We start from the raw sequence: 26,042 nt of genomic DNA, 5'->3' as shown, positions 1-26,042 counted from the left end.
AGGAACAGGGGAGCGTGATGCGTTGACGACCCGACTGCCCACGAACCGTCCTGCCGGTTTCGGGGCCATCATCACAGGCATTCTTGCCTTTGCGGTGCTGGCTGTCATGCCCGACCTAGTCCATGCACAGGCACTGACCCTGGATCTCGGCAAGGGGCTCGGAGACACAGGTACGACAAGCCGCCTCATTCAGTTGACGGCGCTCATCACCCTGCTGTCCTTTGCTCCCAGCCTGCTGGTGATGGTCACCGCGTTCACACGCATCATCATTGTCCTTTCTCTGCTGCGCGGCGCCATCGGCGCGCAGGGAACGCCGCCGAACACGGTGGTGATCGGTCTGGCGATGTTCCTGACCTTCTTTGTGATGCAGCCGGTCCTCGAACAGTCCTGGAACCATGGCATCGCCCCCATGATGGAAGGACAGGTCAGCGAAATCGATGGCCTGAAGGCGGCAGCCGAGCCCTTCCGCGCCTTCATGCTTGCCAATGCACGACCGGCCGACATCGCGACTTTCCAGCATCTGGCCAACCTTCCGCCGCCGAAGACGGCTGCCGAAACGCCCTGGCGGGTCATCATGCCAGCCTTCATGATCGGTGAACTCAGCCGCGGCTTCGAAATGGGCTTCCTGCTTTATCTTCCATTCCTCGTCATCGATATCGTCACGGCGAGCGTACTGATGAGCCTGGGCATGATGATGCTGCCCCCGGCGACGATCTCGCTGCCCTTCAAGCTGATCTTCTTCGTCATGGTCGATGGCTGGCAGATGGTGGCCGGCGGCCTCGTCCGAAGCTTCGGCGGATGAGCCATACTCACCCGGCAACAGGACAATGCATGCGCACCGCATCGTTCCGGCTTTTTGACAGGTGACAGCATCCGTCCGCCACGACGAAAAGCCAACCTCCGAAGCGGTATCGACGGCACCCGATCTGCAATAAGATTTAACGACTTATTAATTGATTTACGTCATGCCCAATAGCGACATCTCGGGGTATGAGAGGCCTTCTTCCGACCATCCCTTCGGGACATGCCCGTTCCGGCGGCGGCAGACAAAGCGAGAATGGCCAACAGGCAATGCAGGCGTTCGAAGTTGGCGAGCAATACCGTATGCAAGGACCACTTCCTGCCTCCCGGCCCCGGGCCGGCGGGCCGGCCATGCCTCCTTCGTCCCTGACAGACATTCGGATAGAACCGCCCGTTTACAAGGTTCCCACAGGGCCTTGGAGAACAGGCATCAGCCCATTATCCTCGGCGCAAGCCAAGAGGCAGCCGTGAAAAGCCATCGGGATCCGGCACTCCGCCCGAAGCGAGACCGTATGCGCGCGCAGTTCCACATGACGGCGCCCCGCCAGATGCGTAAGGAAAGTTAGGTCAGCATGTTGAATTGGCTGTATCGGGACGCACCATTCCGAAGCAAGATCAGAACGGTGATGTTGGGTCTGGAAGCCTATCTGGTGCTTCAGATCGTTATCGAGGCCTTCGGATATTTCATCCATGAGCCAATCCAGCACATGTTCATCGTCAATATGTGTGCCCTGGCCTTCGGCGCGGTCGTCGTCCAGCTGATCTGGTTCATGCTGACCCGCGTGGTCACCGAGCCGCTTGAAACCCTGAGCGACCTGGGTGAGCAACTCAGCCGCGGAGATGTCCGCGGGAATATTCCATTTCTCGACAACAAGGACTGCACCGGCCGCATGGCCCGCGTGATGGTCGAGTTCGCGCGCAGCCTGCAGGAACAGCAGCAGGCGCAGACCCGCCAGTCCGCGATGGCCGAGGAAATCAAGCGGTCCCTCGAACATAGCCAAGCCCGCGACAAACAGACCCACGAAGTGATCGACGCTCTTGGATCCGCCCTGGCGGACATGGCGCGCGGCGACCTCCGGAGCCGGATCACCTCCAATATCTTCGATGGCGAATTCGCGCCCCTGCGCGATGCATTCAACAATTCGGCGTCGCACCTGAACGACGCACTGCGGGCCCTGGCAAGCAATTCCGAATTGATCGCGACCGGTGCCACGGAAATCTCGACCGCGTCCGACGATCTGGCGAAACGCACGGAAAAGCAGGCCGCCAATCTCGGTCAGGCCGCTGCTTCGGTCCGCACCATTACCGACGGCGTCCAGCGCACCGCCAAAGCCAGCACCGAGGCCAGTTCGGAAGCAAAACAGTCTCTGGACAAGGTGAAATCCGCCACTGCCGTCATGACCGAAACGACGCAGGCGATGGATGGCATCAAGAAATCATCCGATGCGATCGGCGAGATCATTTCTGTCATCGACGGCATCGCTTTCCAGACCAACGTGCTGGCCCTGAATGCGGGTGTCGAAGCGGCACGGGCCGGTGATGCAGGCCGCGGCTTCGCCGTGGTCGCGCAGGAAGTCAGGTCCCTTGCCGAAAAATCGGCCAAATCCGCTAGTGAAATCAAGCGTCTGATTTCAGTTTCGGCCGACCAGGTCGACAAGGGTGTCGATCTGGTCCAGCAGACCGGCCGTTACCTGAACGAATTTGCCGGCAGCACGCAGAATATTTCGACGCGGGTTGAAGAAATTTCCGTCTCCACTCGCGATCAGGCCCAACGCCTGTCCGAAGTCACGGCGGCGATCGGCGACATGGACCAGGTGACGCAGCAGAACGCCGCGATGGTCGAGGAAACGACGGCCGCCAGCCATAACCTGACGGCGGAAACCAGAACGCTGACCCAGACCATCAGCCGGTTCAAAGTCGGTAATGACCGTCGGGAAAGCATGTTCGACGAGAGCACCGTTACGATTCCGTCGGGGCGCACCGCTGCGCCCAAACCCTCCCGGTCGGCCAATGTCAGTCCGTCGGCAACGGCGCTCCTGACCACGTCATCCGATCAGGGATGGGAAGATTTCTGATGACCGCCGACGTCGAGACACCCCCCTCGCCCTCGATCGCCCCAGTGCCATTGCCAGAACGCCTCGACACCGCGACGGTCGAGGTGCTCAAGGGTCTTGTGGAACAGGCCGAGGCGACGGATTGCGCTCTGGATGCCTCGGGCGTTGCCTATATCGGCGGGCTGTGTCTTCAGGTTCTTCTGGCAAGCGGTCGCCCCCTGGTCGCGCCGTCAGAGAAAGTCAGGGAAGCGTTCGCCCTTTTCGGGGTCAGTGAATTCCTGTCAGAACCGCCCACTTCCTCCAGCGAGCTTTCAGTATGACGGAAAAAAAAATTTTGCGTGTCCTGACGATTGATGATTCCCGAACCATGCAGGGCATGCTGCGCAAGGCCTTGGAAGAAGCCGGCTACGATGTCATTCAGGGAGGGGACGGCATTGAAGGTATCGAAGTCCTGGAAAGCGCCGATCCCCCGCCCAATGTGATTATTACGGATATCAACATGCCGCGCATGGATGGCTTCGGTGTGATTGAGGCCGTTCGCAAGATGCCCGCCTTCAAGCATCTGCCCATTATCGTTCTGACCACCGAAAGCGATCCGGAAAAAAAGGCCCGGGCCAGAGCTGCCGGTGCGACGGGATGGATCATCAAACCCTTCAGCTCCGACAGCCTGGTTGCGGCGATCCGTCGGGTAACAGCCTGAAGAAAGCGGGGACGGCATGAGTTCCGATATGGATGATATCCTCCAGATCTTCTTCCAGGAATGTGACGAGCAGTTACAGGAGCTTGAACGCGGACTTTCCGCATTGTCGGATGGCGAGTCCGAACATGAGACCGTCAATGCCGTCTTTCGTGCCGTCCATTCGATCAAGGGCGGAGCCGCGTCTTTCGGACTGGATAATCTTGTCCGGTTCGCCCACGTCTTCGAAAATTCCCTCGATGGCCTGCGTTCGGGGCGTTTTGCGCCAACTCATGATGTCGTCAAGGTTTTCCTCAAAGCCATGGATGTCCTGAGCGATCTGGTCAACGAGGCCCGTGGCGGGGCCACGGTCGACTCGGCGCGCGTTGCCGAAAGCCATGCCGAGTTGGCCGACATCAGCGGCACCGGCAGCAACCAGAACGCCTCGCAGGCAGCGACGACCGAAGACGTCATTCCAGCGGATTTCTCGCCCGTCCCCATGGATTTCGAGCCCGTTCCCGCGGATTTCGAACCGGTCCCCTTTGATTTCGACTTTGGCGAAGAAGAAGCCCCCCCGGCTGCCGCATCGCTGCTCGTGACTTTTCGGCCTCACGACGCACTGTACGAGCGCGGAGATGACGCGAGGAACATCCTGATCGGCCTCGCCGATCTCGCTCGTGAATGTGACGGAGAGATCCTGACCACCTGCGATCGATCGGCCCTGCCTCCTCTCGCCGATCTGCTGCCTGACAAATCATACCTCTCCTGGCAGGTCGTTCTGCCGCCCGCAGTATCCGAGGACAACGCCAATGCGGTCTTCGACTGGATCAGCGAAGATTGCGATTTTTCGATCGTCCGTGAAGGAGCCGAGGCCGCTGCGCCCCAGGAACCCACGATAGAACAGCCGGAACCGGCCGAGGTAGTCGCCGTCATCCCGCCCGTGGAAGACCACGAGGCGCCGCCCCCTGCTCCGACGCCTTCAGTAGCACACCCGGTCCAGATACTTTCCCCCTTGCCTGCTCCGGCAACGCCAGATGCGCATCCTGGCCCCTCCCCAGCCGGCAGCGCAGCGTCGTCAACGGCCAATGGTGCCGCCCAGACTGCCGCCCGCAAGCCCGAACAAGCCTCGATCCGCGTCGACCTGCACCGGATCGACGACCTGATGGACCTGGTCGGCGAACTGGTGATTGCGCAGGCGGCGATCGAATCCCTCTCCCGCCGGACCGATGCGGCCGGACAGCACGAACTGGTACAGAGCATCAGCAGCATGCAGTCGCTGACGCGCGATATCCAGGACGCCGTCATGGCGGTCAGGGCCCAGCCCGTCCGCGCCGTCTTCCAGCGCATGCAGCGCGTGGTGCGCGAAGCGTCCTCCATGACTCACAAGGACATCGTCCTGACGCTTGAGGGCGAGGATACGGAAGTCGACCGGACACTGGTCGAAAAGCTGACCGATCCGTTGACCCACATGCTGCGGAACGCGGTAGATCACGGCATTGAAAGCCCGGAAGCCCGCATCGCCGCCGGCAAGCCGGCAGAAGGCCACATCGTGCTCTCCGCCGAACATCGTTCCGGCCGGATTCTGATCACCATCAAGGACGACGGCGCAGGCATCAACCGTCAGCGCGTCTTCGAAACGGCTGTCAAACGGGGCGTTATCCCGGCAGATGCGGTCCTATCGGATGACGAGGTCAATAACCTGATCTTCATGCCCGGTTTCTCGACGGCCGCGCAGGTATCCAACCTCTCCGGACGCGGCGTGGGCATGGACGTCGTCAAGCAGGCCATTCAAAGCCTGGGCAGCAGGATCACGATCAGCAGCATACCCGGCAAGGGAACCACATTCGGTTTCAGCCTGCCTCTGACATTAGCCATTCTCGACGGCATGCTGATCTCTGCCAGCGGATCGACCATGGTCATTCCGATCTCGTCGGTCATCGAAACCATGATCGTCAATCAGAGCGATGTCTACGCCCTGCCCGACGGCAGCAACGTGATTTCCATCCGTGGCGACTGCATGCCTCTGATTCCCCTGGCGACAGTCCTGAAACTGTCCAACTCCCCGCCTCCGGATAGCCTCGATGCCTCGGTCATCCTCGTCGTCGAGAACGAATCCGGTGCTCGGGCTGCCCTCATCGTTGACGAAATCCGTGACCAGACGCAGGTCGTCATCAAGAGTATCGAGAGCAATTACCGGCAGATATTCGGCGTGTCGGCAGCAACCATTCTCGGTGACGGCAGCGTTTCCCTGATCCTCGACGTCTCGGCACTGGTGGCCTCGGCCATTGGACATATCGACATCAAGCCATCAAACATCCGCGCGGAACTGGCAGCCTAGCAAGACCATACGGACGTTCGACATTTACGCAGGGAACCGACCATGACGGAACAGACAGAGCTCAAAGAAGCCACGGACACCAAGATCGTCAAGATGATCGTGTTTGCCATCGGCGTGCAGGAATATTGCATTCCGATCCTCAGCGTTCGCGAGATCCGTGGGTTCGAGAAGACGACGACGTTGCCGTTTGCTCCTCCTTATGTCTGCGGAGCCATCAACCTGCGCGGGATCATCCTGACGGTGGTCGATCTAGCGGTCTATTTGAATGTGCCGCCGCAGACCGACAACCCGCGCCGCGTCGTGGTCATTGTCGAATCAAAGAATGGCGTCGTCTGCGGGCTCCTTGTGGATCGCGTTATCGACATGGCCGATATCAATCTGAACGATGTCCAGGCCGTGTCCGAAGACGGTAGTTGTCTGGGCGGCCTGGTCCTGGTCGACAATCGGATGATCGGTCTCCTCCGGCTGGAGACCGTCGTCGGACAACTGGTCACGGACACCATTTCCGAATGAAAGACCAGTTTCCGGTCAACGAGTCCGAATATACCGATGCCGATTTCCAGAAAGTCCGGCAGATCGCGCGTGAACAGGCCGGCATCCATCTTCCCGCCACCAAAAAGGCTCTCGTCTATTCCCGGGTTTCCCGCAGGGTGCGCGAACTGAACCAGAGTTCGTTCCAAGCCTATCTGAATTTCGTAACGACGGCCGCCGGCCAGAACGAGATGCAGAACCTGATCTGTGCCCTGACCACCAACGTCACGAGTTTCTTCCGGGAACGGAACCACTTCGATCATCTCGAATCCGTCGTTATTCCGCAGATGGCCACGAAGGTTCGGGCCGGAAAACGCGGGCGGCTATGGTCGGCCGCCTGTTCCACGGGTCAGGAGCCCTGGAGCATCGCCATGTCGGTCATGACGGCGTTTCCCGACGCGGCCTCGCACGATTTTCGCATCCTTGCGACCGACATCAATGCCAATGTCATCGCCCAGGCCACCGAGGGTACCTACAACGCCGAAGAAATCGAAGGTATTCCCCCGGCCAGGAAATCTCAGTTCATGGAGCCTGCCGGCAACGGCGATTATCGGTTTGACGGCCCGATCCGCCGCCTGCCCGCGTTCCGTGTCCTCAACCTCAATGCGTCCTGGCCGATCCAAGGGTCTTTTTCAGCCATTTTCTGCCGGAACGTCGTCATTTATTTCGATGACGCCACCCGAGAACATCTTTGGCAGCGTCTGGCGGACAAGCTCGAACCCGATGGCTTTCTGTATGTCGGCCATTCCGAGCGCGTATCCTGCGCAAGCCAGTGCGGCCTGATACAGGTCGCCCCGACCATTTACCGAAAGGACCAGTAAAGCGTGGAGAAGCCGATAAAGGTTCTCGTAGTTGACGACTCACGAACAGCAAGGGCATTGATTCGGCGCTCTTTCGAGCAGCACCCCGACATCGTCATCTGCGGCGAGGCCGCGAACCCGATCGAGGCCCGGGATCTGATCATCAAGGATCAGCCAGACGTCATCACGCTCGATGTCGAGATGCCGAGCATGAATGGCCTGCAGTTTCTCGACAAGATCATGAGACTGCGCCCGATTCCCGTCGTCATGGTATCCGGCCTCACGGCCAGGGGCGCGGATATCGCGATCACGGCGCTCCAGATGGGCGCGTTCGACTGCTTTCCGAAACCCTCTTCCGTCATGCCGGGGGGCGACGCGTTTGCCGGCCTGGCCCGTCTCGTCCGACAGGCCGCCCATTCCCCGGTCGCGAAGTTTCAGCGCAACGAGCAGGGCGCCGCACAGCACCAGAAATCATGGACCCATGATTTCAAGCTGGTCGCGATCGGCGCATCGACGGGCGGCGTGGAAGCACTGGAACAGGTCCTGTCGGGCTTTCCGCGCCAGAGCCCCCCCATCGTCGTCTGCCAGCACATGCCAGCCCTGTTCACGGCGAGTTTCGCCAACAGACTGAACCAGAAGATCGAGGCTCTTTCCATCGGCGAAGCCAGGAATGGCGAGGTCCTCCTGCCCGGCACAGTCCGGATCGCCCCGGGAGGCGATCGCCATACAGCCGTGGAACGACGCGACGGCCACTATGTCACACGCCTGCTGAAGGCCGCTCCGGTCAATGGACATTGTCCGTCCGTCGATGTCCTGTTCGACTCCGTCGCCGAGTCTGCGGGTAACCATGCCCTGGGCATCATCCTGACCGGAATGGGGCAGGATGGCGCCGAAGGCCTGCTTGCAATGCACCGGGCCGGAGCCTGGACAATTGCACAAGACAAGGCGTCTTCCGTCGTCTATGGAATGCCGCGGGTTGCAGCCGAGCTCGGCGCGACCTCCCAGATCGTCCCCCTTGGTCAGATCAGTGCTGCCGCCATGAACGCCCAAATACGCTGATACAAGCCGAACGACGCGCGATCGTGCATCACAGCCACGCGCTCACGACGAGTGATACCGGCGCCCCAGCCAGACTTAAAAAGGGAAAGAGGAGGAAAAAATTGCCCGCGGCTTCACAGATCAGGGTTCTCATCGTCGATGACCAGTCTTCCATTCGCCAGATCCTGGCCAACAGCCTGTTACAACTGGGTTTTACCCACATCGCCCAGAGAAAGGACGGCAAGGAGGCCATCGAGTATCTTGCCCAGAACCCGACGCACCTCGTCATTTCCGACTTCAACATGCCTGTCATGGACGGTCTGGAACTGCTTCGTGGCGTTCGCGGCAATCCCAAGACTCAGAAGGTCGCCTTCATCATCCTGACCGGTGAAGCCAGCCGCGACCTCGTTCAGGAGGCCGTCAAGGCGGGGGTGAACAACTTTCTCGCCAAACCCTACACGGTCGCGAAACTGCGGGAAGTGCTCGAAAAGGTATTCGGACCCATAACGTGACCAACGCATTGACACCCACGACAGTTGTACAGGGCGAAGTCGTCGTTTCGGACAATCCGTCTGCTCTTCTCACGACCCTTCTGGGGTCCTGCATTTCGGTTTGCATGTTCGATCCGGTGACGCAGGTCGGTGGTATGAACCATTTTCTCTTGCCCGGCGGGGGCGAGAGCCATGATGGCACGGCCATGCGTTTCGGTGTCAATGCCATGGAAAAGCTCATCAACGGCATCCTCAAGGCGGGCGGCAAACGCGACCGCCTGCGCTGCAAGGCCTTCGGCGGGGCCGCGATCGTCCCGTCCCTGGGCCGCATCGGGCATGAAAACAGCCTCTTCGTCCGCCAATATCTGGCGGACGAAGACATCCCCTGCATCGCTCAAAGCCTCGGGGGCACCCAGGCCAGGCGCGTGCGATTCTGGCCGACATCGGGAAAAGCTCAGCAGAACCTGATCCAGGATGGCCAGGCCATCGTTCGTCAGGAAGAGGCCTATAACCGGCAGGAAGCCGAAGCCGAACGCAGATGGGCGCGCGAGGCCAGTTCCAGCATTGAACTGTTCTGATCACCTGAGCGTGGAAAGAGAGACAGCGATGACCATGCATTCCACCGTCACACAAGGGGCACCCCCTGTGAAAATCACGGTGCATGATACTGTCTTCAAGGTTCTGCGCCTTCTGGACATGGCCGGCGAAGAACTCACGAACGCCCAGCAGGCGGTCGCGGAATGCATGCGCGACACATCCATGACCAGTTCGGAAATATGCCGCCTGCAAAAGCTGGACTTGGCAACGCAGACAGTCGCCTCCGCAGCGACAGTACTCAAGAATCTGATGTCTCTTGCCCCGGCCGGCATCAAGGACACTGTCAGCGTGGCCCGCCTATATGAGGGGATCACACTTGGCGACGTCGTGCAGGTACTGAAGGGTGAAGACACACCGGGTCACACCACGACGCCTGGTGAAATGGACCTCTTTTAGGGGGCTACCTGAAAAAATCCTCTGATGAGAGCGTGATGCCGGCTTCCAGCACCATCTGGCTCACGCCCCGGCATTACAGCCCGCCATGCTAGCGCCAGCAGCGATTTTTGCAGACAGGCTCTTATTCCAGATCGACACGCCCTGCCAAATCGCCTTGGGATTTACCTCCTGCCAGAAACAGACGTGTCCACTCCGGTGGTCAGGCCAGAGCGGAAGAACCCTGCTCACTCCCTCCCGGAGCCATTTCCAGACCGGCGAGGACATTTTCCGCAATCTCGATCAGAGGGACAAGAGACATTTCCGGATCCAGAATGGCTTGGACGCCATATTTCTGCGCCTGATCGGCCAGCCTGACAAAAAGCCTCCGATCCTCCTCCGTCGTCAGGCCATTATCGAGAATATTGGCCTTCATGATCATCGACCACAGACGCTGATGCCGGTCCAGCGCTCGGCTGCGAACCTGCGAATCGGCACTCTGGTTAGCGGCTTCCAGTTCATCGATAAGCATTCTGAAACAAACCGCTTCGGCCTCCCTCCCCGTCAGGGAAGTTTCCGTCACGGTCTGGTAAGCCCGAAGTGCTGGATGAATCATCGTCGTACCGTCTGCAATTTGTCATAATGGACACGAGTGATCTTAGCCTACTCCGCACGCCAAGACCATCCCGTCCGCCCCTCGGCACAGAGCATTTCCTCTATCCCGGCCTGGCGCGTCCCACAGGAAAAATGCTCTTCGCGCCTTTCTGGTAACCTTCTCTTAGCCATTTCCCGATTTTCTGGTGTGGACCTGGTTTACTCCAGGATAGTCCGCATGGAGAAAATGCTGTGAGCCTTTCCATCAACAACAACGCCTCTTCGAAAGTCGCCATCGAGACGCTGAATGCCGTCCAGAGCGATTTGAGCAACACGCAGAACGTCGTCTCGACCGGCCTGAAGGTTTCCACCGCCGCCGACAACGCCGCTGCCTTCGGCATCGCGCAGCAGATGCAGGGCAACGTCTCCGGCCAGAGCGCCGTGAATGACGGCCTGTCCTTCGCCGCCCAGACCGTCAGTTCGACGGCCAGCGCCGCCAACCAGATCATCAGCGTGCTGCAGCAAGTGCAGAACGCCGTGACTTCGCTGGGCAACAGCTACGGCGTCGATGCCTCGGAATCCCAGATCGGCACCCAGATCAACGGCTATCTCGCCCAGATCGACACGATCGCGCGGAACGCAACCTTCAATGGCGTCAACCTGCTCGCCCCGGAAGCCAGCAACGCGGCCGCGGCAACCAAGCTCGGAATCTCGACTTCGGATCTGAGCTACGTTGCAGGTCTCCAGGGCGATGTTACAACTGTCTCGGGTTTTACCGGTTCGAAGATCAGCAGCTATCTGACGTCTTCCGGCGGCACCGCTGGAGCGACTGCGTCGGCTACGCTGACCGATCTTCTGGGTCTTTCCACCGGTGGCACGGCTGGCACGAACCCCACAGCCAACGTGTTCGTGACGAGCGAAGGTAAATTCGGCTCCAGCTATTCCGGCGTTGCTTCCGTTGCTGATATGATCAAGCAGGTCCAGGCTGCGATCAAGGCGATGACCTACATCACGTCGGATCTGGGTTCGAACACCAACGTGATCAAGAGCATGAGCACCTATGGCTCGACGATCTCCGACAATCTGAGCAACGGTATCGGCGCCCTGACCGACGCCGACATGGCTGCCGCCAGCGCGAAGCTGACCTCGCTGCAGACCAAGCAGCAGCTGGCCATCAAGTCGCTGACGATTGCCAACTCGCAGTCGCAGAACATCCTGTCGATGTTCCAGTAATCCATTCCCGCGCTCACAGCGTAGTATGGATGATGCCCCCGGCAATTGCCGGGGGCATTTTTTATGCCCCTTGTCGAACCCGGTTGAAAAATAACCGGCTTCAGCAGGGCAGCATTCCCCGAAGCCGCATATGCATCATGCGTCCTAGCGGTCTTTCCCCCGCCGGATCAGATCGTCATTCTACAGGTCCGTTCAGAATCCTGACGGCCAGAACGATCGGATTCCCCGAAGAATCCGTTCCCGCCTGAAAGCTCTGCCACTTTCCCGGCGAGAACACCCATGTTCCGGCAAAGCTCGCCACGAATCCATGCGGCCTGCATGTACCGTTACCAGCGCCATCCTGCTGCTGACCATCGTCCTGCAAGCCACATTGCGCCATATCCGCCGCGGCTAGCGGAACATAGACCGTTGCATCCATCTGCGCGGTGCGGCCGCGTATTTGCAGCGTTCCATCGACGCCCGTCTTCTGCCCCACCAAACCGCCCGCCGCCCCGCCATCAGGCGTCCCACGCGTCACGACATCGGTGAATTTGGTGGCATCCGTCGCGCAGATCTCAATCGAAGCCTCACCGAGCGGCAGATTCGGATCCGCGGCATTATTCTGTCGTGTGATCGCCTGGATTTCAGCGATATGCACCGGCCCCGCCGGGCAGTGGAGACCGTCATCTCCGATATGCGCGGTCGTGTTCGTACCGCCATTGCTGCTGCCCCTGGCCACGGCAGTTCCGCAGCCACCACCCACGGCCAACAAGGCAACCAGCGCCGTCGCGTAGGCCAATCGCCTCCTGCCGGCTTCGGCACGGGCAGCATTCACCGAACGTCGCATATTGACTCTGTAAGACCTATCAACGCCGTACTCCACGTACATGCGACCGGGCGATCCTCTGTCGCCATGCCACGACGGCTCAGACGCCCCATGATGGCTGAAGCGCGCGAAAACACCCTCTATCATGATCCCTACCCGCCGCACAGCGTCCGACAGAGACGAATTTATCCGCCGCCCCCCCAACGCCTCGATCGTCAGACCGAACGATTCTGCCCGATCAAAAGCGTTCCCGATCAGTCATGCTGTTTCAATTAAAGGTAAAAAACAGCGCCCTTGCCGTTATGGCAAGACTAGGTTAGGCACTGAATCGTAGTAGCCTGTCGGGGATCTCCGATCAGGCAGCAAGGGGCGCAGCACGCACACGATGATCAGCGACATCACCACCCGCAGCTTCGATGCGCTCAACGCCTATGGGCAGACACAGAAGGCCTTGCAGCCTTCGACCGACGACACCCAGAACGACACCTCTTCCGACAGCGTATCCAGCTTCAGCAATGTCCTGGACGGCGCGCTCAAGAACGCGGTTCAGACTGGCAAGAGCGCCGAGACGCTGACGGCCCAGGGCCTGTCCGGAAAAGGCAACCTGACCGACATCGCAACGTCCGTGGAAGAAGCGAAGCTGACCCTTCAGACCGTCACCACTGTCCGGGACCGGATCGTTCAGGCCTATCAGGACGTCATGAAGATGTCGATCTAAGCCGTCACGCATGCAGCATACGGTCGATATCCACGAAATACTGCGTCAGACCCTGCTTGTGGCGGTCAAAATGGGGGCTCCGTCCCTTTTGTCGTCCCTCTGCGCGGGCATTCTGGTGTCGTTGTTCCAGGCCGTAACCCAGGTAAACGAGGCGACCCTGTCCTTCGTGCCGAAATTCATAGCCGCGACAGCCGCTCTCATGCTGACGGGCTCGTTCATGTATTCCACACTTCATACCTACGCCCACACCATTTTCGACCAGATGATCATGGTGGGCGGTTCGTGAAAGCAGGCCGCATGCCGGCGGCGCCCATTCCGGAATGACCGGGGACCTGTTCTTTCCCGGCGGCTCCATCCCCGTGCTGGCTGCCATGTTTCTGCTGACCCTGTGCCGGGTCAGCGCCATGGTCATGACGGCCCCCGGCTTTGGCGAAACCACCTCCCCCATGGTGGTCCGGGCCGGAATCGCGCTGGTTGTCACCATTACCATCCTGCCGGTGGTGCAGGACCACCTCGCGGCCGTATCCGGGCCGGCACTGCATCATCCGTTCATGGTACTGGCCATCGTCGTGGGCGAACTTCTATGCGGTGCATTCATCGGGCTCCTGGCCCGGCTCGTTTCCATGGCGCTGATTATCGCAATGCAGTTCATCGCCGTCCTTGCCGGCCTGGCCAGCATCCTGCAGCCCGACCCGGAACTCGGGGCATCCAGCACGGCTATCAGCCATATGGCCTCAGCTCTAACGCCGGTCATCTTTCTGTCTACTGGACTGTATGTCTTCCCTCTGGCTGCAGTGACAGGCTCTTACCACCTGTTTCCGCCCGGTCACATGCCGATGCTCGGCGACATGACGAAGAGCATCGTCGCTGCCACGGCGCAGTCATTCGTCCTGGCGCTGCAATTAGCCGCCCCCTTTGTCCTGATCGGAACCTTGTGGCCGGCCATGCTGGGCGTGCTGAACCGCCTGATGCCGTCCATCCAGGTCTACGGCATTGCCATGCCGGCCCAATTATTGGGCGGCATCCTTCTGCTGGCCATGCTGATCCAGGTCATGACCGGCGTCTGGCAGGAAAGAATGAACGATCTGCTCGTCGCGTTGCCCGGCGTAGGTGCAACGTCGCCACCACATTGACATACCGTGGCCCGGCCGCCATCCACACGGCTCAATATGCCGGGACTTCGGACATGCCGATAGCGCGGCGCTCCCTTTTTCGGCCGGGTACGCCCGTCCGGCATGTCGGCACCATAAGAGGATAGGCCCACGTGGCGGAAGAAGGATCAGCCAGCGACGACAAGTCGCAGGCTCCGACCGGAAAGCGGCTGCAGAAGGCACGCGAGGAAGGCAATGTCGCGCACTCCCGCGAAACGCAGATGTTCCTGATCCTGAGCGCGTTTCTAGCCGTCTTCACTATGACGACCGCCGTCTCGGGCAGCACGTTTCTCCGCCACATGCGGGGCTTGATGGAGCATTTCGACACAGTCTCGCCCGATGGCGGCGCACTTTATCTCGCCCTCCAGCAGTCCATCCGCGAAGGCATCCTTCTGGCTGCACCCCTGGCACTCGTTTGCGCAGTGGTCGTCGTCGTGTCCGGCATGCTTCAGACGGGCCTACTGTTCCGCCCCCAGGCGCTCATTCCCGATATCGGGCGCCTGTCCCCCCTATCGGGGATCAAGCGCGTATTCAGCATGAACAACGTAATTGAAATGCTGAAAAGCCTGACCAAGTTCGTCGTTTTCGGCGCGGTGCTCTACGGCGTGGCGAAAGGCACCCTGCGCGTGGCGCCCGAGGCCGAACGCTGGACCCTCCACCATCTGACGTCGGAGCTCATCTCCTGGTTCGTGTATGCCACGATGATCATTCTGATGATCCAGGCCGCGATCGCCGTCCTCGACGAGGTATGGACACGCTATCACCGGTTGCAGAAGCTGCGCATGAGCCATCAGGATATCAAGGAGGAAGTACGCCAGGAAGACGGCGACCCCAAGGTCAAGGCCAAGCAAAAACAGATCCGCATGCGGCGCGCCCGACAGATGATGATCCAGGCCGTCAAAAAGGCCACGGTCATCGTCACCAACCCGACTCATTATGCCGTGGCGCTTTCCTATGACAACGGCACGGATGCGGCGCCGAAAATCGTCGCCAAGGGCGCGGACGAAGTGGCCGCCCGAATCCGTGAAGCGGCCGAAGACTCAAAAGTCCCGATCGTCTCAAATCCGCCCGTGGCCCGCGCGCTCTATGCCCTGCCAGTGGATTCCGAAATACCGCCGGAATATTTCCAGCCCGTCGCCGCGATCATCGCCTACGTCATGAAACTCAAGACACCCGGCTCGCGCGCGCCCAGGCAATAAAAGACCGTTCGATGCCTCCGGTCAGTCCAACATCAGGGCCGCTTGTCGCATCGATGCATTCATGCCCGCATTCACAAAACATACCTCTTTATCGCCACCAGGAAACAATTCCGTAACACTTTCTCCCTATCGCTACCCCCAAAAACGATACAGGAAATCCTTGTATTTCGCGCTACGCATGCTACTCAGATGCTCAGAAAGGCACAGGTGCCGCGCGGGGAATGTTTCAGCCACCATTCCATGTCCGTAAGATCACCGATCCGAACATTACATCATGCCAGAAGATGGTCTGTGTCATGATCGGGTCATGATTTTCCTGCCTGACGGTAGGCGGAACAGTTAACTGCGCGCACAAGGCAGGGACGGCATATGTCAGTTTTCAACGCCCTCACCACGGCAGTCAGCGGGATCAACGCCCAGTCGACCGCGTTCACGAACCTGAGTAACAACATCGCCAACAGCCAGACGGTCGGCTACAAAGCCACCACCACGGCATTCCAGGATTTCGTGGCCGGCTCACTGGGCAAGAATGCGTCTTCAGCCGATATCTCGGATTCAGTAGCCGCCGTCACTGTCCAGCATGTGGACAATCAAGGCACTGCAGCCACGAGCACGGACAGCCTTGCCACTGCCATTTCAGGGAGTGGCCTGTTCGTCGTTTCCAAAGAAAGCGGCGCATCGACGTCCACAAACACGCAATTTCAGTCCCAGAACTACTACACCCGGAATGGAGAAGTTTACAAAAACAACTCCGGATACCTGGTCAACACCAGTGGGTATTACCTCGACGGCTATATGGTGGACCCCACTACCGGTTCGTTGAACGCATCGCTGACGCAACTCAATGTCGCCAATGTGGCCTTCCGCCCGACTCAGACCACGACGCTGACCTTGTCGGCAACGGTGGGAACGATGCCGTCCAGCAATGCCAGCTATACGGCAGCGGATGCTCAGTCCTATACGACGGCTCCCGTAACCACCTATGACGCGTCGGCGACACCACACAAGATCGCTTTGTCCTGGACGCAGAGTGGCACCAACCCTCTGGTCTGGAACGTCAGCGCCTATGACGCAGACGGCACCGGCACCATAGCCAGCAATTCTTATCAGGTGACGTTTGACAGCAGCGGCTCCCTGGCATCGGTTGCCGATTCTACTACTGGAAAGACAATCGGATCGACCCTGACAGGGGCAAGTGCTTCGATCCCCATTACAGCCGATTACAATGGCGTCGCGCAAAACATCACTCTCGATCTGGGAACGATCGGCGGCACCAGCGGTACCGTTATGGCAGCATCCACAGGTACGGCGAGCACCAACCAAGCCAATGCCCTGACCGCATCGGGCACGACGCTTACCATGAGCAAATCCGATGTGATCGGCACCACGACCGGCAGTAATCAAACGTCGATGACATCGCCTACCGTTGCCAACGGCACTTCGGTTGCAGCCAAATGGACTCAGACGGCCGCTTCACCGCCGACATGGTCACTGTCCCTGGTCGATCCTTACGATACATCATCGTCGTCGCCCGTCAGCAGCGACACCTATAATGTCGTATTCAACACAGATGGCAGCGTTCAGTCGGTTACGGACAGTACCACAGGTGTGACGACATCTTTAAGTGCACTCAGCGCCACAATTGGCGGCACGTCATATACAGTCGACCTCAGCCAGACGACGCTTTCAACGGCCAGCAGCCTGGCAACGGATACGACAGCCCTTCAATCCGACAGCATCGCCAGCGGCACCTATCAGGGCGTGGAAATCGAAAGCGATGGGTCGGTCATGGCCCAGTTCGATACCGGAACCCAGTTGATCGGTAAGATCGCACTGGCGAATTTTGCCAACGTAGACGGTCTGAATGCGGTCGACGGACAAGCATATACCGCCACGGCGTCTTCTGGCGACGCCAAGATCGGTCTGGCCGGGGCAAATGGCACTGGCACGTTGTCGGTAGGATCTGTGGAATCGTCCACGACAGACCTCACCAGTGACCTGTCGGCCCTGATCGTCGCGCAGGAGGCTTACTCAGCCAACACCAAGATCGTCACGACCGCAGATCAACTGCTGCAAACAACAATCGCCATGAAGCAGTAAAAACCAACCGGCTGGCCGTGTCTTCGACATAGCCAGCCAACAGTTGACAGACACGTCTCCATCAACTGCTCTCGCGAGACTGTCAGGCGCGAAAAACAAGTAATCTTCTACACGTGACCGGACCTGAAGATGCAGGACCTACCCACCTGCGCCCGCATACGTCGGAGATTACTTTGTTCTCATTCTGGTTTTTCAAGGCAGGTCGAATACACCCGCTCCCCTCGTTGAATCCCGGCATCGACGGACCAATGCCGCTTGCCATACCCTCCAGAGTGCAGGAATTACCGCCTTTACGACGGTGATATCCGTCTATTGTCGTGCCCCCGGCACCCATCCCATTGAGCATGCTCCCGCCAGTAGCTACACTGTCAATAAATCGTTTATCCACCCTCCGGGAGCCACCTGCATATGAGCGAGACTATAACCGGCGGCGGTGCACCGGAGCCCTCTGCCGGGGATGAGAAGCGGCAATCCATCGCCGCGGAAGCAAAGCCCCGCCGCTCCAGGAAGAAGTTTCTCTTCATCGGTCTGGCAGCTCTCGTTCTCACTGTGGGCGGCGGCGGTGCCGTATTCCTCGAAAAGGGTCGTCTGCTCCATTCGGTTCAAAGCGGAGTGGCAGACCGCGCCAGCCAGATGCTGCATCCGCCGATCATTCTGGGTATCCCGTCGATCGTATCCAATCTCGACAATGGTGACGGCCGCCCGGTCTATGTAAAATTGACGGCCAAGGTCGAAATTTCAGGCGCGCGAGACGAAGCCTCGCTCCAGAATATGATTCCCCAGGTGCAGGACATATTTCAGACCTATCTTCATGAGACACGCCCTCAGGATATCCGGGGTGATGGCATATACCGGCTGCGCGAGGCGATGATCCGTCGCCTCAGGGCGGAACTGACGCCCTTGCAGGTGACGAATCTGTATCTGGTTGAATTCCTGATTCAGTAATCGGAACGTTTTACTTGATGTTCATACAGAGTACAGATCAAACCGTGGCGAAGACAATATGCAGGACGTAAACGACACGCCGGACGCCGCCGAGCCCGATGAGGCCAGTGCCGACGCGCCGCACGAAACGCCGGGCCACGGGTCAGATGCGGGCCATACCACGCGAGAAGATGCGTCCACGGGCTTCGAAAACAGCATGATCAGCAGCCACGTGCTGGATCAGTCTGAAATCGACAGCCTTCTGGGCAATACATTCGCCGGACTTCCCGATCGGGAAGAGACCGGCATGGAACGGGTCATCAAGGCCGGCTTCGTGGCGTACGAACGCCTCCCGATGCTGGAAATCGTGCTGGACCGGCTCGTCAGGCTCCTGTCGTCAACGCTCCGCAGCTTCACGAACGACAACGTCGAAATCACCATGGAGAGCACGCGCTCGATGTGTTTCGGCGACTACATGAACACTGTGCCGTCATCCTCGCTGTTCGCGGTTTTCAAGGCCGTCCAGTGGGAGAATTACGGGCTTATCGTCGTCGACTCCGCATTGTCCTATTCCATTATCGATATTCTGATGGGCGGCCCGCGCGGCGTGGGTCACGCCGGGACCGAAGGCCGCCCGCACACGGCGATCGAACGGTCTCTGATCGAAAAACTGATCACATTGACCCTCAACGATCTCTCGGCGGCGTTCAATCCCGTCTGCACCATCGACCTCACCTTCGAACGACTCGAGGTCAGCTCCCGTTTCGCTGCCATCGCCCGCGCCTCCAATGCCGTAGTGATGACAAAGCTGCATATCGACATGGAAGACAAGAGCGGCAATCTGGATCTCATCATTCCCTATGCGACCCTGGAACCGGTGCGCGATCGCCTGTCCCAGCAGTTCATGGGCGAACGCTTTGGTCGCGATTCAATCTGGGAAAACCATCTGATCTCCGAGATTCTCGAAACCGACGTTGAAGTGTCGGCCGTATTCGAGGAAAAGCACGTCTCTCTTTCCGAAGTCCTCAACCTGCGCCCCGGTGCCCAGATCGCGTTTCCCTACAGGAAAGACACCGATATCCATGTCACGCTGCAGTGCGGACAAACCTCTCTCTTCGTGGGAAGGCTCGGCCAGTTGCACGGTAAGGCAGCAGTGAAAATCGAACGAAGGCTGGTACCGCCCGACAGTCCCCACCCCCACACCACCCCACCGCCTGCGTCAGGCGAATAAGCAAACAGGACAACCCCGATTCCTTCTCTCACGACCCGCCCGTCGCTTCCAAACCGGGCCAGACTGGAGACATCTGGCAGATGCTGACTCAGATCCAGCTGATCATCGAAATCGTTTTATCGTTCTTCCTGCTTCTGGGGATTATCTACAGCTTTTATCTCAGTCGGGTTCTTTCCAACCTGAAGCACGACCGCGAAAGCCTGATGGGCCTGGTCGAAAAGCTCGAAGCCAGCGTGAAAAGTGCGGAAGAAGGCGTGGAGAAACTGCGCATAGCCGGAGAAGTCAGCGGCCGCCCACTCAGCCGCATGATCGAATTGGCCAAGGTAACAGGCACCGAACTCGACACCATGGTCGAGAAGGCCGACGCGACGGCGGGACGTCTGGAGACGGCGACGATCAAGGCTTCTCCGCACGAAAGGAAGCTTGAACAACTGCTCGAAAAAGCATCCGAAATCGAGCTAAAGCTGCATGCCGAAGTCCAAAACCAACCTGTATCCGAAGACACGGAGCACAACATTGCCGCCGCAGCTCCGGCAGAGATACAGGAGAACCGTCACGAACCCGCGCGGTCACAGCAATCCGAGACGCAGGACGAGACTGCCCCCCCCCCTCGGAACACAACACCGCCAATCGCCCGACCTGCGGCTGATAACGTCACACTCAGGGCGACCCGCGATGAAAGCCCGGCCCTTCGCCCGAGTCCCTCCCCGGCTGCGGAAAGGGAAAATGACGGGCCGAAGAATGCCAGAAGCCGAGCATCGACCTCAAATCGTCAGAAAAATCATCAAATGAAAAGGCTGGAGAACACTTTTCTCGGCCGGCCCGCTCGGTAACCCCCCCCCTGTTCTACCAGTAGCCACCGATGACATGTCGGGGCTGGCTGGGTCCGGGATCAGCGTTGGGCGACCATGCGCTCCAATCCCACGACGCAGTATCGCGCCTGTTTTCGGCCGCCATCGCAGGGATTGCCGAGGGGGTAGCGACAGCTTTCTTCCCTGCGGAAACCGACGATACATAATAGCTGTAGGCTGTCGCCGACCCCATATACACACAGCCACACCCGATCGGATCGGCATAGAGATACACCGGCCCGACCGTGGACGGCCGATACGTGACCTCGCCGGGCGGCAGCGTATTCATCATGGCGTAGCGTGCGGTCGTGTCCGCCTTGTGCGCCACAAAGCCGGAGTCCGCCAGACGGCGTCCCATATCCAGATATGGCTTGGCCGGTGACAGGCAGCCCGCAAGCCCGGCCGACGCCAGGGTCACCGCACCCATCCGCATCGCATGCCGCCGGATATCAGGCAGCAAAACCGCGAAATGACATCGTAGATTCATGAATTCTCTTTTCCGGATACCGAGAAGCCGAACACTCGAACCCCTTCCATCCAGACGTGCCCAGGCCAAAGAGGTCTCTTCGGTCTATACCGCATGCCGTCCAGGCACATTCCGATGGCAGAAGGAAACGAACGAACAGACGATGTTAGACATCGCTGCGCAATGTCAGTGCCGCCTGCGCGCCGGGGTTGGACATATATTGACCCGAAGCACCATAACCGACGCCTGCATCCTGCGTCGCATCCACCACGATCAGCCGAATCAGGATATTCTGCGCGTCGATTGCATTTTTCAGCAATGTTCGATTGGCGCGCACCAATGCACCGAAGCGGCCAGCCACCTCTTCGATTTCCGACGTCTTCAGACCATGAAGCCGGTCGGCCGATAACGAATCGGCACGACTCACTACCAGAATGCGCTCCAGAGCGTCCATTTCTCTTTGCTTTGCCGGAAGCATATCCACGACCTCCCGCAGCCTGCCGGCTTTCAGAAGATCGTTCTCAGTCTCAAGCACGGAGCAGACCGTCTGGAAGCTGGTAAGAAGGGAAGCCGCCATTCCGGCCGACGCACGGCTCATGACTGGCTTTGCTCCTGCTGAGCCTGTTCCTGCATGGCCAGAATCTGGCGATAGACGCTGTCGGCAATGCCGATGCCACCGTTATTGGCGATCTGCTTGCCAATTTCCAGAACCTGAAGCGAGCGGAACTGCTTCTCGGCCGCACCGCCCCCGAACATGCCTTTGGACGTGTCCACCGTATCGAACATGGGCTGCAACAATTCGCCGATGGTCACGCTTTCAAACGAGACAGCCGCCTTGCGAGCCTCTTCCTTACGGGCCGAATCCTGGTTCGCCTGCCCGGTCGCAACCTGCTGCCGGCTCATCGTGGACAACGAAGACGCGACATCACCTATACCACTCATGCGCCGCTACCTTACCTCAAGATCGGCCTGGAGCGCCCCATCGGCCTTGATGGCCTGAAGGATACCGATCATATCCCGCGGTCCCATGCCCAGAGCGTTCATACCTGCGACCAAACTGGCAAGAGTCGGCCCCTCGCGCAATATCCCCAGGCGATTAGAACTCCCCGTGTTCGCCGCGATCTGCGTTCGTGGCAGAATAGCGGTCGTTCCATTGGAGAACGGGCCAGGCTGGGACGCCACAGGCAGTTCCGTAACCTGGATGGTCAGATTTCCCTGTGCGATGGCAACGGTGCTGATGCGCACATTGTCGCCCATGACGATCGTTCCGCTAGCCTCATCGACAATCACCTTGGCCATCGTATCGGGCTCGATGCTCAGGTCGCCGATCCGATACAGGGTTGTCGCCGCATTGCGCCCGGAGAGGTCGATGGCAATGGTACGCGGATCGTCAACCCGTGCCATGCCACGCCCGATAGAGCGGTTGATCACATCGACAATTCTGTTCGCAGTTGTAAAATTGGCATTACGCAGGGAAAGATGAATAATCCCACCTGCCCCCAGATTGACCGGCACTTCGCGTTCGACCACCGCCCCATTGGCAATATGGCCGCTGGTCGGAATATTCTGCGTCATGCCGCCGGCAGCTCCGCTGGCCGCGAATGCGTTGGTCACCAGCGATCCCTGGGCGACGGCATAAACTTCGCCATCCGCGGCCTGAAGGGGCGTCACCAGCAACGTCCCGCCGGCGAGGTCCCGCGCATCACCGACGGCGGAAACCGTCACATCAATCCGTCCGCCCCCGTGCGAAAAAGGCGGCAGGGTCGCGGTCACCATCACAGCGGCCACGTCATGGGTCTGAAGCTGCACTTCACGGTCGCGAATATTCACCCCGAGGCGGTTCAGCATGCTGATCAGCGTTTCGCGCGTGAAAATGGTATTGGTCAGTCGATCGCCCGTACCCCGGAGTCCAACGACAAGGCCATAGCCGACCAACTGGTTGTCGCGCACGCCTTCATAATCGACGATATCCTTCACCCGAACGATCGCGGCACTGGCCGACGGAAACGGGAGCAGCCCGATCAGAAGAAACGCGGTCGAAACCAGCGCCACAATCCGCCGGAAACAAGGCACCTGCATGCTTTTCCGACTGAAAGACGCGGCATCCGTTCCATCGCCGCGACCGAAATGGTTGCGATAGAGGCTGGCCGCCCTGAGGCAAGTCCTCATAGACACTGGTCACCTTTTGCACTTCGGCCCATGGCATTCCGCGAAGTGACCATGGCAGATTTTGAGAATACGCCGCGGGACCACCATATTCAATGGCCCAGCGACGTGAAATGAGAAGGATAGTCCGCCTTGTCTCTTCGGCTTCCGTCCGGTTGTGGACCATCGAGGAAATGAGGTAAAGCCGGACGACTGCCCATACCTCAAAGTTCGATAGACCCGTTTCAGAACGCAGGCGCGACGACCTCGCCGTTCCATGCGCCGCCGAACGGCCTACGATACAGGGAGAGACGGCCTGTGATAGGTCCAGCCCCGATACCGGCCATGCGCTGCAACGCTCCACGACACCACGCATGTCGGACGACATTGGCCGTCCTCATCCTGCTCCTGCCGGCCCGCACCGCATTCGCCCGCCTCCCGGAAGCGTCGCTCTGCATCGCGGCGACAGCGCAAGCGGAACGGGCACTCCGTGTCCCGGATGGTTTTCTCAATGCCATGAGCCGGGTCGAAAGCGGCAAGCCAGGCCCGGACGGCACCATTTCCGCATGGCCGTGGACGATTACGGCGTCGGGAATCGGCCATTATTATTCAACGCGCGCCGAAGCCGTCGCGGCCGTGGAAGCCTTTCGTCAGCAAGGGATCCAGTCGATCGACGTCGGTTGCATGCAGGTTAACCTGCAACAGCATCCGGACGCCTTCGCCTCGCTCGACCAGGCATTCGACCCGGTCGCCAATACGCTGTACGCAGGCCGATTCCTGCTCCAGATGTATGACAAGACGGGAAGCTGGCCGCGCGCCGCCGCAGCATACCACTCCCAGACACCCGGCATCGGCACCCCCTACCAGTGGAAGGTCCTGGAAGCCTGGGCGATCCCGCAGGATGGACGGGATACACACGCGCCAGCGCGCCAGAACGTCCACATGGCATCTTCCATCACGCCAGCCTCCATGCATCCGTCCACGCCCAAAACGATACAGCAACCAACCCTCACGGCCGACGCACAACCCGATACCGACGGCAGCGCTCCCCCGGCGCCAGCCAAGGTCTTTCACCCGTTCCAGGGATTTGCGCATTTCACCCAGCCCACGATCCACCGCCCGACTACGGGCGGCATGCGGGGGCGCACGCTGGCATCCTACCGTGCCAACCCCGTCATGCTGGCCCGCCCGACGGGTTGATGCCCGGCGTGCCGAACCGTTCCACGCGAAACATCGCCCCGCCCGAACCGGCCCAGCGTTAAAGCCAGTTGCGCAAAGCCCGCCCGACTTCCTGCAATACAGGTGCGAACGATCGCTCCTTCGCCCGGAACACGCGCATGTTCGGATACCAGGGCGTGCCACTTCCTTCATCGCCCCATCGCCAGCAGGCATCCCAACGGCTGACCAGCCACACGGGGCAGCCGAGGGCGCCGGCAAGATGCAGCGGTGCCGTATCGACGGAAATGACCAGATCGAGATTTTTCATGATCGCCGCGGTATCGGCCATGTCACGCACATCGCCCATCGGGTCGAACAGCGGTTGACCATCCCATGCCTCGATTTCCGCACGCGGCCCACCGAACTGTAGATTGACCAGCGTAGCCTCCACCGGGGTCAGGGCCGCTCCCATCTCGGCCAACGTGGTCGAACGACGCTTGTCCGCCAAATCATACTCGGACTGCGCCCGCCGTTCGCCCGCCCAGACCAGCCCGACACGCGGCCGCCTGTCGGGCAAAAGGGCGGCAAACCGTGCGACATCCCCCTCGTCGGCACGCAGATAGGGAATGGCAGCCGGAATATCCCGCACCGACATCACACCGCTGATATAAGGAAGATCCGGAATCGGGGCAGCATAGCTGTAGCCGTCCTCCTGGCCGAAGCTCCACTTGTCGCGAACGCACACGCCAGGGAAAGACTGGGACAAAAGACGAACGAGCATCGGAGGCACGACGACAGTCACCTCCGCCCCCCTTTCCAGCAGATACGGGAGGCAGCGGATGAATTGAATAGTATCGCCGAACCCCTGCTCGTCGAACAGCAGAACCTTCCGCCCCGACACGTCATCATCAGGCCCCAGGCGCGGCAATTCCAGGTACCATGCCGACTTGTCCTTAACAATCAGGTCCCGCTTGGAATAAATCTGCCAGCCATCCGCCAGCCTCCCGGCCTTCAGCAGCGTGCAGGCATAACCGAAGCTGGCGTCGGGCGACGGCTCAAGTGCCAGCGCCCTTTCATACCAGGGAAGGGCTTCGGATGACCGATTGAGACGCCCCAGGGCGCATCCGATATTGTTCAGAAGCGCCGCAGTCACGTCTCCGTTCATGAGATGAGACTGCAGGACCTTCAGCGCCTCCGCCGGGTATCCAGCTTCAAGAAGCGACATCGATATGAATTCACATATATTCGCACGCTTCTCTGGATAACGCTCCATCATGCCGGAGAACAGGGAGCACCCTCCGGCGACATCGCCGCTAACGACGCGGACATGCGCCAGAAACGCCTGCGCCGCCACATTGTCCGGCTCGACCCGCAGCGTATTGCGCGCCAATGTTTCGACAATCTCATAACGGGAACTGTACCGCAGGATCACCGTCGCACCGGCCAGACTCAACTGCCCGTCGTCCAGATGCAGTGACGTTACCTCCAGTACCAGCCGGGTAATGTCGATGAGTTGCCCTTTCGCCGCCAACTTATCGCACGCCTCGATCAGATGGGCTGGCGTCGGCGATTGCAGCAGGCTTTCCTTCAGGAGCACGACATCCACGGACTGCGCGGCGTCGCCCATTTCGGACCCCAGGCCCCTCTTCGTTTCAATATCCGTCACAAATCCTGCCTCGCCTCGTCCGGAAGCCATGCCCAACGCTCTGCCTCACGACGGGGGGGCGGTTCTCGAACCACCCGAAGATCAACCCGTCACATCCCCGCCG

28 protein-coding genes are annotated in these 26,042 nt (G+C 59.7%); 21 read left to right on the top strand and 7 right to left on the bottom strand.

Annotated features, from left to right (window positions below):
- Positions 1 to 106: 106 nt before the first annotated feature.
- The 11 genes from fliP (at position 107) to C7453_RS04955 (ending at position 9,722) form a co-directional block, all read left to right on the top strand.
- The gene (gene fliP / locus C7453_RS05005; RefSeq protein ID WP_114726673.1) at positions 107 to 802 is read left to right on the top strand and encodes a flagellar type III secretion system pore protein FliP; all 696 of its coding nucleotides are present in this window, start codon (positions 107 to 109) and stop codon (positions 800 to 802) included.
- 571 nt (positions 803 to 1,373) lie between these two features.
- Complete coding sequence (locus C7453_RS05000) at positions 1,374 to 2,876, top strand: methyl-accepting chemotaxis protein (protein WP_114726425.1); 1,503 nt, start codon at positions 1,374 to 1,376, stop codon at positions 2,874 to 2,876.
- Positions 2,876 to 3,175, top strand: a complete 300-nt coding sequence (locus C7453_RS04995; RefSeq protein ID WP_245948792.1) for an STAS domain-containing protein — start codon at positions 2,876 to 2,878, stop codon at positions 3,173 to 3,175. Before C7453_RS05000 ends, C7453_RS04995 begins: the two co-directional genes overlap by 1 nt.
- The gene (locus tag C7453_RS04990; protein WP_114726423.1) at positions 3,172 to 3,555 is read left to right on the top strand and encodes a response regulator; all 384 of its coding nucleotides are present in this window, start codon (positions 3,172 to 3,174) and stop codon (positions 3,553 to 3,555) included. The genes C7453_RS04995 and C7453_RS04990 overlap by 4 nt, the downstream gene beginning before the upstream one ends.
- Before the next feature lie 28 nt (positions 3,556 to 3,583).
- Positions 3,584 to 5,869 carry a chemotaxis protein CheA gene (locus tag C7453_RS04985; protein ID WP_245948790.1) on the top strand — a complete coding sequence of 762 codons (2,286 nt, stop codon included), beginning with the start codon at positions 3,584 to 3,586 and terminating at the stop codon, positions 5,867 to 5,869.
- Between the two features lie 42 nt (positions 5,870 to 5,911).
- On the top strand, positions 5,912 to 6,382 hold the full coding sequence (locus C7453_RS04980) for a chemotaxis protein CheW (protein ID WP_114726421.1): 471 nt from the start codon (positions 5,912 to 5,914) through the stop codon (positions 6,380 to 6,382).
- Positions 6,379 to 7,221: a CheR family methyltransferase gene (locus C7453_RS04975; RefSeq protein ID WP_114726420.1), complete on the top strand. Its 843-nt coding sequence runs from the start codon at positions 6,379 to 6,381 to the stop codon at positions 7,219 to 7,221. Before C7453_RS04980 ends, C7453_RS04975 begins: the two co-directional genes overlap by 4 nt.
- Positions 7,222 to 7,224: 3 nt before the next feature.
- Positions 7,225 to 8,259, top strand: coding sequence for a protein-glutamate methylesterase/protein-glutamine glutaminase (locus C7453_RS04970; protein WP_114726419.1), 1,035 nt, complete (start codon positions 7,225 to 7,227; stop codon positions 8,257 to 8,259).
- A gap of 101 nt (positions 8,260 to 8,360) precedes the next feature.
- Positions 8,361 to 8,750 carry a response regulator gene (locus tag C7453_RS04965; protein WP_114726418.1) on the top strand — a complete coding sequence of 130 codons (390 nt, stop codon included), beginning with the start codon at positions 8,361 to 8,363 and terminating at the stop codon, positions 8,748 to 8,750.
- Positions 8,747 to 9,307 carry a chemotaxis protein CheD gene (locus tag C7453_RS04960; protein ID WP_114726417.1) on the top strand — a complete coding sequence of 187 codons (561 nt, stop codon included), beginning with the start codon at positions 8,747 to 8,749 and terminating at the stop codon, positions 9,305 to 9,307. Before C7453_RS04965 ends, C7453_RS04960 begins: the two co-directional genes overlap by 4 nt.
- Positions 9,308 to 9,335: 28 nt before the next feature.
- Positions 9,336 to 9,722 carry a hypothetical protein gene (locus C7453_RS04955; RefSeq protein WP_114726416.1) on the top strand — a complete coding sequence of 129 codons (387 nt, stop codon included), beginning with the start codon at positions 9,336 to 9,338 and terminating at the stop codon, positions 9,720 to 9,722.
- Positions 9,723 to 9,921: 199 nt separating this feature from the next.
- On the opposite strand, the gene C7453_RS04950 is transcribed toward C7453_RS04955, so the two are convergent.
- The gene (locus C7453_RS04950) at positions 9,922 to 10,314 is read right to left on the bottom strand and encodes a flagellar biosynthesis regulator FlaF (RefSeq protein WP_114726415.1); all 393 of its coding nucleotides are present in this window, start codon (positions 10,312 to 10,314) and stop codon (positions 9,922 to 9,924) included.
- A 230-nt stretch (positions 10,315 to 10,544) separates the two neighbouring features.
- On the opposite strand from C7453_RS04950, the gene C7453_RS04945 reads away from it, so the two are divergent.
- Complete coding sequence (locus C7453_RS04945) at positions 10,545 to 11,525, top strand: flagellin (protein ID WP_114726414.1); 981 nt, start codon at positions 10,545 to 10,547, stop codon at positions 11,523 to 11,525.
- Between the two features lie 175 nt (positions 11,526 to 11,700).
- On the opposite strand, the gene C7453_RS04940 is transcribed toward C7453_RS04945, so the two are convergent.
- The gene (locus C7453_RS04940; RefSeq protein WP_147280864.1) at positions 11,701 to 12,351 is read right to left on the bottom strand and encodes a hypothetical protein; all 651 of its coding nucleotides are present in this window, start codon (positions 12,349 to 12,351) and stop codon (positions 11,701 to 11,703) included.
- Between the two features lie 364 nt (positions 12,352 to 12,715).
- On the opposite strand from C7453_RS04940, the gene C7453_RS04935 reads away from it, so the two are divergent.
- The 8 genes from C7453_RS04935 to C7453_RS19300 all read left to right on the top strand — a co-directional run bounded on the left by C7453_RS04935 (position 12,716) and on the right by C7453_RS19300 (position 20,486).
- Positions 12,716 to 13,048, top strand: coding sequence for a flagellar hook-basal body complex protein FliE (locus C7453_RS04935; protein WP_114726412.1), 333 nt, complete (start codon positions 12,716 to 12,718; stop codon positions 13,046 to 13,048).
- Between the two features lie 10 nt (positions 13,049 to 13,058).
- Positions 13,059 to 13,334 (top strand): flagellar biosynthetic protein FliQ, encoded by a 276-nt coding sequence (locus C7453_RS04930; protein WP_114726411.1) that lies wholly within the window; start codon positions 13,059 to 13,061, stop codon positions 13,332 to 13,334.
- A 34-nt stretch (positions 13,335 to 13,368) separates the two neighbouring features.
- Positions 13,369 to 14,181, top strand: a complete 813-nt coding sequence (locus C7453_RS04925) for a flagellar biosynthetic protein FliR (protein WP_170143130.1) — start codon at positions 13,369 to 13,371, stop codon at positions 14,179 to 14,181.
- A 131-nt stretch (positions 14,182 to 14,312) separates the two neighbouring features.
- Entirely contained in the window at positions 14,313 to 15,398 is a 1,086-nt protein-coding gene (locus C7453_RS04920; RefSeq protein ID WP_114726410.1) for an EscU/YscU/HrcU family type III secretion system export apparatus switch protein, read from the top strand.
- A gap of 369 nt (positions 15,399 to 15,767) precedes the next feature.
- Positions 15,768 to 17,498 (top strand): flagellar hook-basal body complex protein, encoded by a 1,731-nt coding sequence (locus C7453_RS04915; protein WP_114726409.1) that lies wholly within the window; start codon positions 15,768 to 15,770, stop codon positions 17,496 to 17,498.
- Between the two features lie 408 nt (positions 17,499 to 17,906).
- Positions 17,907 to 18,443, top strand: a complete 537-nt coding sequence (locus C7453_RS04910; protein WP_114726408.1) for a flagellar basal body-associated FliL family protein — start codon at positions 17,907 to 17,909, stop codon at positions 18,441 to 18,443.
- 58 nt (positions 18,444 to 18,501) lie between these two features.
- Complete coding sequence (gene fliM / locus C7453_RS04905) at positions 18,502 to 19,653, top strand: flagellar motor switch protein FliM (RefSeq protein WP_114726407.1); 1,152 nt, start codon at positions 18,502 to 18,504, stop codon at positions 19,651 to 19,653.
- Positions 19,654 to 19,733: 80 nt separating this feature from the next.
- Positions 19,734 to 20,486 (top strand): DUF6468 domain-containing protein, encoded by a 753-nt coding sequence (locus C7453_RS19300; protein WP_245948789.1) that lies wholly within the window; start codon positions 19,734 to 19,736, stop codon positions 20,484 to 20,486.
- Between the two features lie 13 nt (positions 20,487 to 20,499).
- Here the strand turns inward: C7453_RS19300 and C7453_RS04895 are convergent, their stop codons facing one another.
- The 4 genes from C7453_RS04895 to C7453_RS04880 form a co-directional block, all read right to left on the bottom strand.
- Positions 20,500 to 20,991, bottom strand: coding sequence for a hypothetical protein (locus C7453_RS04895; RefSeq protein WP_114726406.1), 492 nt, complete (start codon positions 20,989 to 20,991; stop codon positions 20,500 to 20,502).
- A 145-nt stretch (positions 20,992 to 21,136) separates the two neighbouring features.
- Complete coding sequence (locus tag C7453_RS04890) at positions 21,137 to 21,568, bottom strand: hypothetical protein (RefSeq protein WP_114726405.1); 432 nt, start codon at positions 21,566 to 21,568, stop codon at positions 21,137 to 21,139.
- Positions 21,565 to 21,912 (bottom strand): rod-binding protein, encoded by a 348-nt coding sequence (locus tag C7453_RS04885; RefSeq protein WP_114726404.1) that lies wholly within the window; start codon positions 21,910 to 21,912, stop codon positions 21,565 to 21,567. The genes C7453_RS04890 and C7453_RS04885 overlap by 4 nt, the downstream gene beginning before the upstream one ends.
- 6 nt (positions 21,913 to 21,918) lie before the next feature.
- Complete coding sequence (locus C7453_RS04880) at positions 21,919 to 23,049, bottom strand: flagellar basal body P-ring protein FlgI (RefSeq protein WP_114726403.1); 1,131 nt, start codon at positions 23,047 to 23,049, stop codon at positions 21,919 to 21,921.
- A 453-nt stretch (positions 23,050 to 23,502) separates the two neighbouring features.
- On the opposite strand from C7453_RS04880, the gene C7453_RS04875 reads away from it, so the two are divergent.
- Entirely contained in the window at positions 23,503 to 24,315 is an 813-nt protein-coding gene (locus C7453_RS04875; RefSeq protein ID WP_245948788.1) for a transglycosylase SLT domain-containing protein, read from the top strand.
- A 58-nt stretch (positions 24,316 to 24,373) separates the two neighbouring features.
- On the opposite strand, the gene C7453_RS04870 is transcribed toward C7453_RS04875, so the two are convergent.
- On the bottom strand, positions 24,374 to 25,939 hold the full coding sequence (locus tag C7453_RS04870) for a glycosyltransferase (RefSeq protein WP_245948787.1): 1,566 nt from the start codon (positions 25,937 to 25,939) through the stop codon (positions 24,374 to 24,376).
- Between the last annotated feature and the right edge of the window lie 103 nt (positions 25,940 to 26,042).

This window comes from Gluconacetobacter liquefaciens (genome assembly GCF_003350405.1).
In the GTDB taxonomy this organism is placed as follows: domain Bacteria; phylum Pseudomonadota; class Alphaproteobacteria; order Acetobacterales; family Acetobacteraceae; genus Gluconacetobacter; species Gluconacetobacter liquefaciens.
This window is presented reverse-complemented; position numbering and strand designations above follow the sequence as displayed.

What these genes read in the sequence shown, in the direction of transcription:
- fliP (WP_114726673.1), top strand. Translation starts at nt 107, where the DNA reads ATGCCCGACCTAGTCCATGCACAGGCACTGACCCTGGATCTCGGCAAG.
- C7453_RS05000 (WP_114726425.1), top strand. Translation starts at nt 1,374, where the DNA reads ATGTTGAATTGGCTGTATCGGGACGCACCATTCCGAAGCAAGATCAGA.
- C7453_RS04995 (WP_245948792.1), top strand. Translation starts at nt 2,876, where the DNA reads ATGACCGCCGACGTCGAGACACCCCCCTCGCCCTCGATCGCCCCAGTG.
- C7453_RS04990 (WP_114726423.1), top strand. Translation starts at nt 3,172, where the DNA reads ATGACGGAAAAAAAAATTTTGCGTGTCCTGACGATTGATGATTCCCGA.
- C7453_RS04985 (WP_245948790.1), top strand. Translation starts at nt 3,584, where the DNA reads ATGGATGATATCCTCCAGATCTTCTTCCAGGAATGTGACGAGCAGTTA.
- C7453_RS04980 (WP_114726421.1), top strand. Translation starts at nt 5,912, where the DNA reads ATGACGGAACAGACAGAGCTCAAAGAAGCCACGGACACCAAGATCGTC.
- C7453_RS04975 (WP_114726420.1), top strand. Translation starts at nt 6,379, where the DNA reads ATGAAAGACCAGTTTCCGGTCAACGAGTCCGAATATACCGATGCCGAT.
- C7453_RS04955 (WP_114726416.1), top strand. Translation starts at nt 9,336, where the DNA reads ATGACCATGCATTCCACCGTCACACAAGGGGCACCCCCTGTGAAAATC.
- C7453_RS04950 (WP_114726415.1), bottom strand. Translation starts at nt 10,314, where the DNA reads ATGATTCATCCAGCACTTCGGGCTTACCAGACCGTGACGGAAACTTCC.
- C7453_RS04940 (WP_147280864.1), bottom strand. Translation starts at nt 12,351, where the DNA reads ATGCGACGTTCGGTGAATGCTGCCCGTGCCGAAGCCGGCAGGAGGCGA.
- C7453_RS04935 (WP_114726412.1), top strand. Translation starts at nt 12,716, where the DNA reads ATGATCAGCGACATCACCACCCGCAGCTTCGATGCGCTCAACGCCTAT.
- C7453_RS04930 (WP_114726411.1), top strand. Translation starts at nt 13,059, where the DNA reads ATGCAGCATACGGTCGATATCCACGAAATACTGCGTCAGACCCTGCTT.
- C7453_RS04925 (WP_170143130.1), top strand. Translation starts at nt 13,369, where the DNA reads ATGACCGGGGACCTGTTCTTTCCCGGCGGCTCCATCCCCGTGCTGGCT.
- C7453_RS04915 (WP_114726409.1), top strand. Translation starts at nt 15,768, where the DNA reads ATGTCAGTTTTCAACGCCCTCACCACGGCAGTCAGCGGGATCAACGCC.
- C7453_RS04910 (WP_114726408.1), top strand. Translation starts at nt 17,907, where the DNA reads ATGAGCGAGACTATAACCGGCGGCGGTGCACCGGAGCCCTCTGCCGGG.
- fliM (WP_114726407.1), top strand. Translation starts at nt 18,502, where the DNA reads ATGCAGGACGTAAACGACACGCCGGACGCCGCCGAGCCCGATGAGGCC.
- C7453_RS19300 (WP_245948789.1), top strand. Translation starts at nt 19,734, where the DNA reads ATGCTGACTCAGATCCAGCTGATCATCGAAATCGTTTTATCGTTCTTC.
- C7453_RS04895 (WP_114726406.1), bottom strand. Translation starts at nt 20,991, where the DNA reads ATGAATCTACGATGTCATTTCGCGGTTTTGCTGCCTGATATCCGGCGG.
- C7453_RS04890 (WP_114726405.1), bottom strand. Translation starts at nt 21,568, where the DNA reads ATGAGCCGTGCGTCGGCCGGAATGGCGGCTTCCCTTCTTACCAGCTTC.
- C7453_RS04885 (WP_114726404.1), bottom strand. Translation starts at nt 21,912, where the DNA reads ATGAGTGGTATAGGTGATGTCGCGTCTTCGTTGTCCACGATGAGCCGG.
- C7453_RS04880 (WP_114726403.1), bottom strand. Translation starts at nt 23,049, where the DNA reads ATGCAGGTGCCTTGTTTCCGGCGGATTGTGGCGCTGGTTTCGACCGCG.